The sequence below is a fragment of the Ottowia sp. VDI28 genome (assembly GCF_049532675.1).
Classification (GTDB): domain Bacteria; phylum Pseudomonadota; class Gammaproteobacteria; order Burkholderiales; family Burkholderiaceae_C; genus Ottowia.
Window position 1 is genome coordinate 1,997,660 of the sequence record NZ_CP149820.1, and the last position, 12,691, is coordinate 2,010,350.

Annotated in this window: 9 protein-coding genes and 2 pseudogenes; 8 read left to right on the plus strand and 3 right to left on the minus strand. The window is 64.4% G+C overall.

Going from position 1 to position 12,691, the window contains the following annotated elements:
• Window positions 1-48: 48 nt before the first annotated feature.
• Complete coding sequence (locus WJU18_RS09530; protein ID WP_423459840.1) at window positions 49-816, minus strand: IclR family transcriptional regulator; 768 nt, start codon at window positions 814-816, stop codon at window positions 49-51.
• A gap of 208 nt (window positions 817-1,024) precedes the next feature.
• Between WJU18_RS09530 and purB the strand changes: the two are divergent.
• The 4 genes and pseudogenes from purB (at window position 1,025) to WJU18_RS09550 (ending at window position 6,616) form a co-directional block, all read left to right on the plus strand.
• A pseudogene (gene purB / locus WJU18_RS09535) lies at window positions 1,025-2,396 on the plus strand (adenylosuccinate lyase).
• 77 nt (window positions 2,397-2,473) lie between these two features.
• Window positions 2,474-3,460: a Bug family tripartite tricarboxylate transporter substrate binding protein gene (locus WJU18_RS09540; protein ID WP_423459841.1), complete on the plus strand. Its 987-nt coding sequence runs from the start codon at window positions 2,474-2,476 to the stop codon at window positions 3,458-3,460.
• Window positions 3,457-4,311 carry a sulfurtransferase gene (locus tag WJU18_RS09545; protein WP_423459842.1) on the plus strand — a complete coding sequence of 285 codons (855 nt, stop codon included), beginning with the start codon at window positions 3,457-3,459 and terminating at the stop codon, window positions 4,309-4,311. The genes WJU18_RS09540 and WJU18_RS09545 overlap by 4 nt, the downstream gene beginning before the upstream one ends.
• A gap of 10 nt (window positions 4,312-4,321) precedes the next feature.
• Window positions 4,322-6,616 carry a molybdopterin-dependent oxidoreductase gene (locus tag WJU18_RS09550; RefSeq protein WP_423459843.1) on the plus strand — a complete coding sequence of 765 codons (2,295 nt, stop codon included), beginning with the start codon at window positions 4,322-4,324 and terminating at the stop codon, window positions 6,614-6,616.
• A 98-nt stretch (window positions 6,617-6,714) separates the two neighbouring features.
• Here WJU18_RS09550 and WJU18_RS09555 read toward each other — a convergent pair.
• Window positions 6,715-7,448 (minus strand): annotated as a pseudogene (locus WJU18_RS09555) (ABC transporter substrate-binding protein).
• Window positions 7,445-8,377 (minus strand): LysR family transcriptional regulator, encoded by a 933-nt coding sequence (locus tag WJU18_RS09560; RefSeq protein ID WP_423459844.1) that lies wholly within the window; start codon window positions 8,375-8,377, stop codon window positions 7,445-7,447. The pseudogene WJU18_RS09555 and the gene WJU18_RS09560 overlap by 4 nt, the downstream one beginning before the upstream one ends.
• 104 nt (window positions 8,378-8,481) lie before the next feature.
• Between WJU18_RS09560 and WJU18_RS09565 the strand changes: the two genes are divergently transcribed.
• From WJU18_RS09565 to WJU18_RS09580, 4 genes are read left to right on the plus strand one after another with little or no spacing between them, the layout of a single operon-like run.
• On the plus strand, window positions 8,482-9,633 hold the full coding sequence (locus tag WJU18_RS09565; RefSeq protein ID WP_423459845.1) for a CaiB/BaiF CoA transferase family protein: 1,152 nt from the start codon (window positions 8,482-8,484) through the stop codon (window positions 9,631-9,633).
• Window positions 9,634-9,643: 10 nt separating this feature from the next.
• Window positions 9,644-10,618, plus strand: coding sequence for a Bug family tripartite tricarboxylate transporter substrate binding protein (locus WJU18_RS09570; RefSeq protein WP_423459846.1), 975 nt, complete (start codon window positions 9,644-9,646; stop codon window positions 10,616-10,618).
• 14 nt (window positions 10,619-10,632) lie between these two features.
• Complete coding sequence (locus WJU18_RS09575; RefSeq protein WP_423459847.1) at window positions 10,633-11,904, plus strand: CaiB/BaiF CoA transferase family protein; 1,272 nt, start codon at window positions 10,633-10,635, stop codon at window positions 11,902-11,904.
• Window positions 11,901-12,689, plus strand: coding sequence for an enoyl-CoA hydratase/isomerase family protein (locus tag WJU18_RS09580; RefSeq protein ID WP_423459848.1), 789 nt, complete (start codon window positions 11,901-11,903; stop codon window positions 12,687-12,689). The genes WJU18_RS09575 and WJU18_RS09580 overlap by 4 nt, the downstream gene beginning before the upstream one ends.
• Window positions 12,690-12,691 lie beyond the last annotated feature (2 nt).

Genomic DNA, 12,691 nt, shown 5'->3' on the forward strand with positions numbered 1-12,691 from the left:
TGAACGGGCCGCGTATTGATGAGCACGTCGCCGGTCGGTCAGGGCGTGTCAGCCGCCGTGGGCCTGTACGGTCCATCCGGCGGGCGGCTGTGTCAGAAAACCATGCAGCGCCAGTTGCTCGCGCGCGTAGGCTACACCGGCCAATTGCGCCTCTTCGGGGTGCCGCGAGGCGAGGCCGATCACCACCAGCGCGCCCAGGAAGCTGCCGTCTCCTTCGAACACAGGCAACGCGATGGAAGCCATTTCAGGAACGCGCTCCGCCCGGGTGAGCACGAAGCCTTTCTCCTCGATCTGCTTCAGATGCGGAGTCGGTGAACCGGTGTAGTGGAGCAGGATGTGGGCGGAAGCGCCGCCCGAAGCCAGGTGCCGGCGCGTGCCCGGCTCCACGTGGTGGCGCACTTCCTTGTGCGTGATTTCGCGGTAGAGGCAAACGCGGTCTTCACCGCTGCGCACGTAGAAGGCGGTGGTTTCGCCGGTGCGCTGCATCACGGCATGCAGCACGGGCTGCAGGCGGGTGCCCAGATCGAAGCTGTCGCGATAGAGCATGCCCATGTGCAGCAAGGCGGGTCCCGGAGAGTACTGGCCGCTCTCTGAGCGCTGGAGCATGCGTGCCTTTACCAGCACACCCAGCAGGCGCAGCAGGGTGGCCTTGTCCAGGCCGGTGTACTCGGCCAGTTCGCGCAGCGACAGGCGCAAGCGTTCTTCGCTGAAGCATTCCAGCACCGAGATGCCTCGTTCCAGCACGCCAACAGGGGGCGTGGGGCGGGAGGCGGCGGGCGTTGAGGGGGCGGATGAGGTGGAGGTGCGGCGGGCCATGGTTGACGAGTTGTAATCCATCTTTTATAGTTTTAATTATTAAAACACATTTCAATGAATGAAACGATAAGAGATGGTCAATAAGGACCATAAAGCCCATGGATCGGCTTGCGGATCGGCCCATGGATGGTTTCCCAATGTCTGATTTCATGCACGCCGTTCAACGCAAGGCGTGCGCCGGTTTCACACCTCACTTCACGTTTGCACCATGACCGTTTCCGTTTTCGACATGCAATCGCTCCAGCATTTGTGGAGCACCGAAGAGCTGCGCACCGTTTTCTCGGAGGAGGCGCGTGTGCAGAAATGGCTTGATTTCGAAGCGGCGCTGGCTACCGCCCAGGCGGAAATGGACATCATTCCCGCGGCGGCGGCCAAGGAAATCAACGAGAAGGCCCAGGTGGCCCATATCGACATCGCCAGGATGTCTCGCCGAGATCCGCCGCATCAAGCACTCCCTGGTGCCGGCGCTCAAGCAGCTGCAGGCCGCTTGCTCGAAGGAGAACGGCGAATGGGTGCATTACGGCGCGACCACTCAGGACGTGGTGGACACCGGCGTCGCGCTGCAACTGAAGGATTTCCATGCCATCGTGATGCGCGACATGAAGGCCGTGGGAAACGAGCTGATGCGCCTGGCGGTGGCTCATCGCGATGTGCCCATGGCGGGCCGCACGCATGGCGTGCAGGCGTTGCCCATCACCTTTGGCCACAAATGCGCGCTCTGGCTCGATGAGTTGGGCCGCCACCACGAGCGCCTGCTTCAGGCCGCGCCGCGCGTGCTGGTGGGCATGCTGGCGGGAGCGGTCGGCAGCCAGGCCTCCCTTGGCCCCAAAGCGCAGGAGTTGCAGGACCGCGTCATGGCTCGGCTGGGATTGGGCTCGCCCGCCATCAGCTGGGCGCCCGCGCGCGACCGCTTCACGGAATACGCCAACCTGCTCGCCATGATCGGCGCCACGCTGTCGAAGATCGGCAACGAGCTGTTCAACATGCAGCGCAATGAGTTCGGCGAAGTCGAGGAAGGCTTTTCAGAAGGAAAGCTGGGCTCTTCCACCATGCCCCACAAACGCAACCCGACCTCGGCTGAAAATCTGGCGGGGCTCGCCCGCCCGCTGCGCTACAACGCCGCGATGATGGTGGAAGGCATGGTCCAGGAGGGCGAGCGTGACGGCATCGCCTGGAAGATGGAATGGAAGGCGCTGCCCGAATGCTGCCTGATCGCAGGCGCCATGCTGTTTCAAGCCAGGAACCTGCTGGCGGGCCTGAAGGTCAATGCGGACGTGATGGCCGCCAACCTGGACAAGATGCGCGGCTATCTGCTCTCCGAGCGCGTGATGCTCGAGCTGAGTGAGCGGGTGGGCAAGCAGACGGCCCACGAGTGGATCTATGAGGCTTCCATGCACGGCATCGAGAACAAGCTGGCGTTCGCCGAAGCCATGCGCCAGCACAAAGGCCTGGGCCAGGCCCTTTCCGACGCCGAGATCATTGATTTCACCGATCCCGCGGCCTATCTCGGGCAGTGCGCGGCTTCCGTCGATCGCGTGGTGGCCGGGCAGAGCGGCTGGCTCAAGACCGAAAAGGCTTGAAGAAGGCGCTTGACTGCGGGTGAGCACATTTTTCGGGTAGGCATTTTTTTCTTGTTCATGCTTGGAGACAACTAGCCATGATGTCCTTCGTTTCACGCGGCCGTTTCGCGGCCATGGTCTTGGCCGCTTGCAGTGTGCTTTCATGGAGCGCTCCGGCGCGGGCTGCATTTCCGGAGCAGCCCATCAAACTGGTCGTGGGTTTCCCGCCTGGCGGCGGCGGAGATCTATATGGCCGCATGATCGCGCAGGCCCTCAGCAAGACTGTGGGGCAATCGGTCGTGGTCGACAACCGGGCGGGGGCGGGGGGCAATATCGCGGCCGACATCGTGGCCAAGGCCAAACCGGATGGCTATACCCTGCTGCTGGCCATGAGCGGCAACCTGGCAGTGTCACCCGCCACCAAGCCGCAAAGCCTGCCCTACAAGGTGCCGGATGATTTCGCGCCGATTGGTCTCATCCTGGAAGCGCCCCATGGCTTGTTCGTGGCCCATAACTCGCGCTTCAAGACGGCTCAGGAATACCTTGCGGCTGCCAAGACCCGCAAGCTGAGCTTCGCTTCCACAGGCACGGGCGCCGCGGCGCACATAGGCATGGAGATGGTCAAACAGGCCGCGGGCGTCGATATCCTGCATGTTCCATACAAGGGTTCGGGGCCGGCCATCACCGATATGCTGGGCGGTCAGGTGGATGCGTTCTTCGCGACGGCCTCGCCGCTGATCGGGCAGGTGAGGCAGGGCCAACTGCGCCTGCTCGCCATCACCGGTGAAAAGCGCAATGCCGCCATCCCCGATGTACCCACTTTCAAAGAGTTGGGACTCAACGTACCCGTGACTCAGTGGTATGGTGTGGTGGCGCCAGCTGGTACACCGGAGCCTGTCATCAGGTTTCTGGCTGAGCATCTGAGCGCGGCTTTGGCCACTGCCGAAGTGCGCGATGCCGTCCGCAAGGATGCGGCCACGGAACGCGACCTGACGCAAGACCGTTTTCGGAAATTCATCCTGGAAGATATTGCACGCTACAAGAGCGCCATGACCCCCGCTCTGATGAAGGAAATTGCCCAATGACCTATGACACCCTCATTTCCGTTGACCAACTGATCACCAAGCGCGATGGCGGAACGCCCACGGTCGTGCTCGATTGCAGCTTCGAGCTGACCGATCTCGCCGCTGGCCGGAAGGCCTATGAGGCAGGCCACATTCCGGGCGCTTTCTACGTGGACCTGGAGCACACCATGAGCGCCGCCAAGACCGGAAAGAATGGCCGCCACCCCCTGCCCACCCAGGAGAATTTCGTGCAGGCCATGGCCGAGCTCGGGCTGAACAATGACTCCCAGGTGGTGATCTACGACAACGCGGGCGGCATGTACGCGGCCCGCCTGTGGTGGATGCTGCGCTGGGTCGGCCATTCGGCCGCGGCCGTGCTCGATGGGGGCCTCGCCGCCTGGAAGGCGGCTGGCCAGCCGCTGGACACTATCGCGCCCGCACCCGCCGCCAAGGGCAACTTCAGCTTGCGCCCCACGCTGGTCAGTACCGTCGACTACGAAAGCGTGAAGGCCAATATCGGGAGCCAGCACAAGCAGGTGCTGGACGCCCGCGCGCCCGACCGGTTCCGTGGCGAGAACGAAACGCTCGACCCTATCGGCGGCCACATCCCCGGCGCCAAGAACCGTCTGTTCCGCGACAACCTGGCCGCGGATGGCCGCTTCAAGCCTGCCGCGCAATTGCGCCAGGAGTTCGATGCGCTGACGGGCGGCCGGCCTGCGGGCGAGGTGATCAACCAATGCGGCTCCGGTGTGACCGCCTGCCACAATCTGCTGGCCATGGAGGTAGCCGGGCTCAAGGGCGCTGCGCTCTACCCCGGTTCCTGGAGCGAATGGAGCGCGCAACCCGGTGCGCCCATTGCCACTGGCGCTTGAGACCCTGGCAATGACCTCCACCACCACTTTTTCTCCGCACAGCTCCCATTGGGGCGTTTTCTCCGCTCGCGCGGAAGGTGACGGTGTCTCCGTGCGCCCCTACCCGGGCGATCCGGATCCCAACCCTATCCTGGACAACTTCACCAATGCGTTGCGGCACAAGGTGCGCGTAACCACCCCCATGGTCCGCCGTGGGTGGCTGGAACGCGGCCCGGGGCCGGATGCCGCCCGCGGCCGTGACGAGTTCGTTGCCATGCCCTGGGCCGAGGTGCTCGACCGGGTGGCAGCGGAACTGAAGCGGGTGAAGGACCAGCATGGTGAAGGCGCTATCTTTGGCGGCTCCTATGGATGGTCGAGCGCCGGGCGCTTCCACCACGCGCAGAGCCAGGTGCACCGGTTTCTGAATACCGCGCTCGGCGGCTATGTGCGCTCGGTCAACAGCTACAGCGCGGGTGCCTCGGCCGTGATCCTGCCGCATATCCTGGGCAGCATGGACGATGTGGCGCGCCGCGCCATTACCTGGGAGCAGATCGTCGAGCACACGGACGTGGTGGTGGCCTTTGGCGGCATGGCATTGAAGAACATGCGGGTGGCCTCCGGAGGCATCAGCCAGCACATCGAGCGCGACTCCATGCGTGCTGCCGCCCAGCGCGGCTGCCGCTTCGTCTCCGTGAGCCCGCTCAAGAACGACATGCCCGAGGAAGCCGGTTTCGAATGGCTGCCCATCACGCCCGCTTCGGATACCGCCATGATGCTGGCGCTGGTCCATACCCTGGTGCGGGAAGGCCTGCATGACCGGGCATTCATCGACCGGTACTGCGACGGCTGGCAGACATTCGAGGACTATCTGATGGGCCGCGCCGACGGCGTGGCGAAATCCGCCGAGTGGGCTGCGCCCTTGTGCAGCATCGCGGCGGCCGATATCGAGGCATTGGCCCGTTCGATGCACGGCAAGCGCGCACTGGTGGTGCTTTCGCACTCGCTGCAACGTGCCGAGCATGGCGAGCAACCCATCTGGGCCGGCCTTGCGCTGGCCGCCGCGCTGGGGCAACTGGGCTTGCCTGGGGGCGGCTATGCCTATGCGCTCGGCACCATGGCCCACTATGGCAAGCGGACCAATGCCGTACCGACGGCCGCGTTGCCGCAGGGCCTCAACAAAGTGAGGGCGTTCATTCCGGTGGCACGCATCACGGACATGCTGCTCAAGCCTGGCCAGCCGTTCGACTATGACGGCAAGCGGTATACCTACCCGCATATCAAGCTGGCCTATTGGGCCGGAGGCAACCCCTTCCATCACCACCAGGATCTGGCGCGCATGGCCGAGGGTTTCCGCACGCTCGACACCTTCATCGTGCATGAGATCGCCTGGACTTCCACGGCACGCCATGCGGACATCGTGCTGCCTTGCACCATGACGCTGGAGCGCGAGGACCTTGGCGTCACGCCGACCGATCCGCTGATGGTGGCCATGCACCGCATTGCCGAGCCGCACGGGTTGGCACGGGACGACTATGACATCTTTGCCGATCTGGCCGAGCGCCTGGGCCAGCGGGAGGCCTTTACGGAGGGGCGCGACACGCGCCAGTGGCTGGCCCATCTGTACGAGCGGACCCGCCAGGCGCTGGAAGACAAGGGGCTGGATGCGCCGGGCTTCGAGGAGTTCTGGGCGCGCGGCGAGTTGATGCTGCCGCAGGGGCCGGACAACGGCGGCATCGTACGGGCATTCCGCGAAGACCCCGATGGCAAGCCGCTGCCCACGCCCAGCGGCAAGGCCCAGATCAGCTCGCCCACGGTGGCTGGTTTCGGCTATGCCGACTGCCCGGGCCATCCGGCCTGGCTGCCCATCAAGGAGGCGCCCAGCGCGGAGTATCCGCTCTGGCTCATCGCCAACCAGCCGGCGTCGCGCTTGCACAGCCAACTGGATTTCGGCGCACACAGCCAGTCGACCAAGCGCCAGCAGCGTGAAGTTTGCACCCTGCATCCGCAAGCGGCGGCCGAGCGAGGCATCTCCGAAGGCGATGTGGTGCGCCTGTTCAACGCACGGGGCGCCTGCCTGGCGTCGGCGCATCTCTCGGACGGCATGCGCGCCGATGTCGTGCGCTTGCCGACAGGGGCCTGGTTTGATCCCGTGATCGACGAGCAGGGCCGCACGCTTTGCGTCCATGGCAATCCCAATGTCCTGACGCAGGACGTAGGGACGTCGTCATTGGCGCAAGGCTGCACAGGGCAACTGAGCACGGTGCAGATCGAGAAATATACCGGCGCATTGCCGCCTATCCGGGCGTTTGAGCCGCCAGTAGCCTGACCTTTTTCTCCTCTGGGACCGCCAAGCTCCAGCTTGGCATGCCGCGCTACCTGCATCCGCTGCCGTGCCAAGCTGGAGCTTGGCGGTCCCAGAAGGGGTCAAGCTGCGGGCGCGACGGAGGCGCCTTTGATCCCATGCCGGGCCAGGGCTTCGGCGACGAAACCGCTGGCCTTGCATTCCTCGACGAAGGCGCTGAGAGCCTTCGCTGCCGCTTCGCCCCGGGGTGCGGGCGTGCCCATGGCCTGCTGGATCACCATGAAGCGCCCGGGCAACAGGCGCAGCCCGCCCAGCTTTCGCGCATCGCCTTCCAATTGCTGCTTCACGCCCGCTGCTACATCCGCGTTTTGCGCCAGGAAGGCCGGGACGACTTCGGGGAGCTTGGCGCGCGTTCGATGGACGCCGACTTGAGCTCCCGCGTCAGGTAGAGATCGTAGGCGCTGCCTTTGCCCACCACCACGCGCGTGCCCGTGCGGTCCACCTCGGCGTTGTCTTGAAGGGGTGAATCCTGACGGACGAGATAGGCTCCTTCAATTAGCACATAAGGGGCCGTGAACCGCATGCCTTCGCCGCGCAGCGGATCGATGGCGAAGAAGCCGATGTCGGCCTTTTCGCTCCGCACGGCCTCCACGGACTTGGCGGCGGTGTCGAAGACCACCAGCTCCAGTGAAACCCCTAGCTTGCGGGCAAATGCCCGGGCCAGGTCCACCGAGACGCCGCCCACTTCGCCGCTTTGCGGGTCCTGCTTGGCGAGAATGGGGTTGCCCAGGTTGATGGAGGCGCGCAGCGAGCCGGCAGGGGTGAAGGCTTTGATGATGTCTGGCGTGATGGTCATGATGAGGCAGTGGAGGAGTGTGATGAGTGTGACGGGGTGGGGGCGGAGGCTTGGCTCAGCAGGGTTTCAATGAACGCATGGCCGACCGGAGGCAGCGTGCGCCCGATGCGGGTGATCAGGCCGATCGACCGGTTGATCTGCGGGCGGACGAGGGGCACCGCCACCAATTCTTCCATGCGCACCAGATCGAGCGCCATGCGGGGCAGTGCCGTGATGCCCAGGCCAGCGCCCACGAGGGCGCCGCAGGCTGAAACGCTGGGGTACTCCAGCGAGGGGGAAACCGAGAGGCGGAGCAGCGCTGCGTCGGTGATGGGGCGGATGCTGCTGCGGGCCTGGGAGGCAATGAACGGGCGGGTGGTGAAGACCGACCAGGGGACCGAGTCCTTGGCTGACAGCGGATCGTCGCGCCGGCACAGCAGCATCATGGGGTCGTTGATCATGTGGCGGTAGCGCAGGCGCCTGTCGGGAGTGGGGCGCACGCTCAGGCCGAAATCGGCCCGGCCCTCATCGATGGCGGAAAGCAGCGCGTCGGCCGGCGCCTCCGTGAGGGAAAACTCGGCTTGCGGATGCTGGGCGCGGAAGGCCGCGATCGCTCTGGGGATCAGCGCCACACCGGCGGAGGGCAGCGCTACGATCGACACGCGGCCGATGCGTCCCTGCAGAAATTGCCCCAGTTCGCCGAAGGAGTTGTCGAACTCGCGCAGGATCCGCTGCGCGATCGGAAGCAGCTCCTGCCCGACGGCCGTGATTTCCACATTGCGTGTGTCACGATCGAAGAGCCGGGCCTGCAGTGTCTGCTCGGCCTGGCGGATGGTCCGGCTCAGGGCGGGCTGCGACACGCCGATGTGTGTGGCCGCCGCGCGAAAGCTCCCTGTGGCGACGATCTGCACGAAGGCTTCCAGTTGCTGGAGAGTCAGATTGGTGCGCATATGATTGATACGTTTACGTTATCACACATATAGCAAGATGGCTATTCACAGATCAATGCGCGGGTCTTAGACTGCCTCCAACATCACATCAGGGGACAACTAGCGTGAACTCACGTGGATCAGGCGTGCTGGAAGGCGTGCGCGTTCTGGAGCTCGGCCAGGTGCTGGCCGGCCCATTTGCCGGGGCGATCCTGGCGGATCTGGGGGCCGAGGTCGTCAAGCTTGAACGGGTGGAGGGCGGCGACGATGCCCGCCGCATGGGGCCTGAATTCCGGCATGGCGATGCGCTCAACTTCCAGGTGTTCAACCGCGGCAAGCAATCGGTGGCCATCGACCTGAAAACCGATGCGGGCAAGGCAGCGTTCGAGCAATTGGCGGCCGAGGCCGACATCTTCATTCACAACCTCCGCCCGGGCGTCCCCCAGGCGCTCGGCATCGACGGCCCCAGCGTCTGCGAGCGTCACCCCCGCCTGATCTACTGCGAGATATCGGCCTTCGGCCACCTCGGCCCCATGGCGCCGCGTCCAGGTTATGAACCGCTGATCCAGGCGTTCAGCGGCCTCTCCAGTACCAACGGCGGCCCGGACGATCCTCCCATGCGCGCGGGCTCTTCGATCTGCGACCAGGGCACCGGGATGTGGGTGGTAATCGGCGCGCTGGCGATGCTGCAGCGGCGGGCCGCGACGGGGCGCGGGGGCCTTTTGCAGACGTCTCTTCTGGAAACCGCGCTGGTCTGGAATGGCCAGAAGGCGGATGCATTCACCAACCAGGGCTACCTGCCCGCGCGCCACCGCTCAGGGCACCCTGGCTTCGTGCCATATGAGGCGTTCGAGACGGCGGATGGCCCGCTGTTGATTTGTTGCGGCAATGACCGTCTGTTCGCCAAGCTGGCCACCGAGATGGGACGCGCCGAGTGGTTGCAGGACGAGCGCTTCGCCACCAACCGTGGGCGATTGGCGAACAAGACCGCGCTGTTTGAACAACTGGAGCCGCTGCTGGCTTCCACACCGCGCGCTGCATGGCTCGCGCGCTTTGAATCCGCCGGCGTGCCTTGCGCTCCGGTTCACACCGTACCCGAGGCGCTGGCACACCCGCATGTGCAGGCGCTCGGCATGTTGGCGCCGGTTCCGGAAGAGGGCTTCTCCCTGACCGCGCTGCCGCTCTCGATCGACGGCTCGCGCCCGGCCCTGACGACCGCCGCGCCGCGTCTCGGTGCGCACAATCAAGCGCACGGTTTGCCTGTCTTCAAACTCTAAAGGAGATACCATGAAACGCCGACTCACCCTCGCACTGGCCGCGATGTTTGCAACCGGTGCGGGCCTGAGCACGCTGCCCGCCGCCGCGCAGCAATTCCCCAGCAAGCCCATTACCCTCGTGGTGCCGTTTGGCCCTGGCAGCGGCACCGATCAGCAGGCACGGTTGGTGGGACAACTGCTCGGCGACGAGCTGAAAGTACCTGTGGTGGTGGACAACAGGGCTGGCGCCAGCGGCTTCCTGGCCGCGCAGTACGTGAGCAAGGCCGCGCCCGACGGCTACACGATGCTGATCACCACCAACACCACGCACGCGGCCAACGAGCATCTGTTCAAGAAAATTCCTTACGATCCGGTCAAGGGCTTTACGCCGGTGAGTTCGCTCTCGAACGGGCAAATGCTTCTGCTCGTGCGCCCTGATTCACCCTACAAGTCGCTGGATGACTTGCTCGCGGCGGCCAGGAAGGCGCCCGGCAAGCTCAACTTCGGCAGCGGCTCTTCCTCCAGCCGCGTGGCAAGCGAGTTGCTCAAGCAGATGGCCCACATTGACGCGGTCCACGTGCCCTATAAGAGCAATCCGCTGTCCATCACGGACCTGCTCGGTGGCCAGATCGATTTCATGTTCGCGGATTCGTCGACGGCTCTGCCCCAGGTGCAATCGGGCAAGCTGCGCGCGCTGGCTGCGAGCGGCGCCAAGAGGCTGGCTGCCGCTCCCGACGTGCCGACGGTGGCCGAGGCGGGCGTGAAAGGCTACGTGATGACCTATTGGACGGCCGCCTATCTGCCCCCGGGCACGCCTGCTCCCATCGTGAGCCAGTTGAACCACGCGCTCGGCAAGATCATGGCATCTTCGGCTTCCAAGGCGTTTCAGGAGAAGACGAGCGGAGAGGTTTTCGTCTCCACGCCCGATGGACTGGCGAAATTCCAGGCCGAGGAATCGAAGAAGTGGGGCGAGGTGATCCGAGCCGCAGGCATCCAGCCGGAATGACGAGAATACGCGACATGCAGAATTCCACCGCCCACAAGGCATCATCCGGCCCGCTCGCGGGAGTGAAGGTCCTGGATCTCACCACGGTATTCATGGGGCCCTCCTGCACCCAGCTTCTCGCGGACCTGGGAGCCGATGTCATCAAGATCGAGGCACCGGGCGGAGATTCCACCAGATCGATCGGCCCATGCGGTGATCTCGGGCTGGGCCCCTTGTTCCTTGGGCTGAACCGGAACAAGCGCAGCGTCGTCGTGGACCTGAAAAACCCTGAAGGTGTGGCCGCGCTCATGCGTCTGGCGAAGGATGCGGACGTGTTCACCACCAATGTGCGTCCGGCCGCCATGCGCCGGCTGGGCGTGGGGTATGAGCAACTGTCGGCCGTCAACCCGCGGCTCATCTACGCCAGCATGGTGGGCTTTTCGCAGCGTGGCCCCTATGCCGGCAAGGCTGCCTTCGACGACATGATCCAGGCGGCAACCGGCTTGCCCGGCGTGGTGGCGGAAAGCACCGGCGATGTCCCGCGCTACCTGCCCATCACCATTGCCGACCGTTCCGTCGGCCTCTATGCCTTCGGGGTGATCTGCGCGGCGCTGCATGCGCGCAACCAAACGGGTGTAGGCCAGAGCGTGGATATCCCCATGTTCGAAACCATGATCCCCTACGTGCTGGGCGATCATCTCTACGGCCATACCTTCGTGCCTGAAAAAGCTGGCTTCGGCTACCCACGCCTGATGACGCGCCACCGCAGGCCCTACAAGACCAAGAACGGCTATGTGTGCTGCCTGATCTACACCGACCGCCACTGGACGCTGTTTCTGGACGCAGTGGGCAAGGGCGAGCTAATGAAGACCGATCCGCGCTTTCGGGATATCCGCGCACGCACACAGGCCATCGATGAGCTGTATCAGCTTGTCTCGGACGAACTGGAGCAACGCACCACCGAAGAGTGGCGCCAACTCCTGCCCGAGAACGAGATTCCGATTTTTCCCATGCACACCGTCGAAACCCTGCTGGACGACGAGCACCTTGCCAGCACGGGCTTTTTTCAGGAAACCGAGCACCCCGTGGTCGGGAAGATCCGCGAAACCGCCGTGCCCAGCGAATGGTCCGGCACGCCGCCAGAGCGCCGGCTGCCAGTGCCGGTGCTTGGCGAGCATACGGTTGAAGTGCTGCGGGAATCGGGTTTTTCCGCCGATGAGATCGAATCGCTTCTCGCGGGCGGTGCCGTCCGCGCCAAGACTATCAACACAACCACTTCCGCCAGCAAGGAGACGAACGCTTCATGACTTCCACCCAGTACAACAGCACCGATGAACTCGGCGTACGCTTGAGCGACGGCGTACTTTGGCTGACTATTCAAAGAGAAGCGCGCCGCAACGCGATCAGCCCTGGTGTGTTGGCCGCGCTGAGCGAAGCGCTGACCCGTGCCAACGCCGATCGGAGCGTGCGCGCCATCGTGCTGACGGGCGCTGGCGACAAGGCATTCTGCGCGGGTGCCGATCTGCAGACCGGCCAGTCCTTCAAGTTCGATTACTCCGAACCCATGGTGGGTTTTGCCAATCTGTTCCGGCTTTCCAGGCAACTGATGGTGCCCCTGGTGGGCCGCATCAATGGTGCCTGCATGGCTGGCGGCATGGGCCTGATGGCGATGTGCGATATGGTCGTGGCCGCACCACATGCCGTGTTTGGTTTGCCAGAAGTGAAGATCGGCCTGTTCCCTGCACAGGTGCTTTCACTGCTGAATGGCCTGATCGGCCCGCGCGCGCTGAATGAGCTGTGCATCACCGGTGAGCCCATTACGGCCGCCGAAGCGCTGCAGATGGGCATGATCAACCGTGTGAGCGAAGACCTGGATGCCGGCGTGCAGGCGCTGCTTGGCCGTTTCCTGGATAAATCACCTGCTGCCATCCGGCGCGGGCTGTACCTCATGAAGCGCATCGGCGCGATGTCCTTCGAGGAGTCCATGGCGTTCACTGAAAGCCAGATTGGCTTGTTCGCGCTCACCGAAGATGCCGCCGAGGGCCAAGCTGCTTTCCGCGAGAAGCGCAAACCCAACTGGAGCGGAAGATGAGC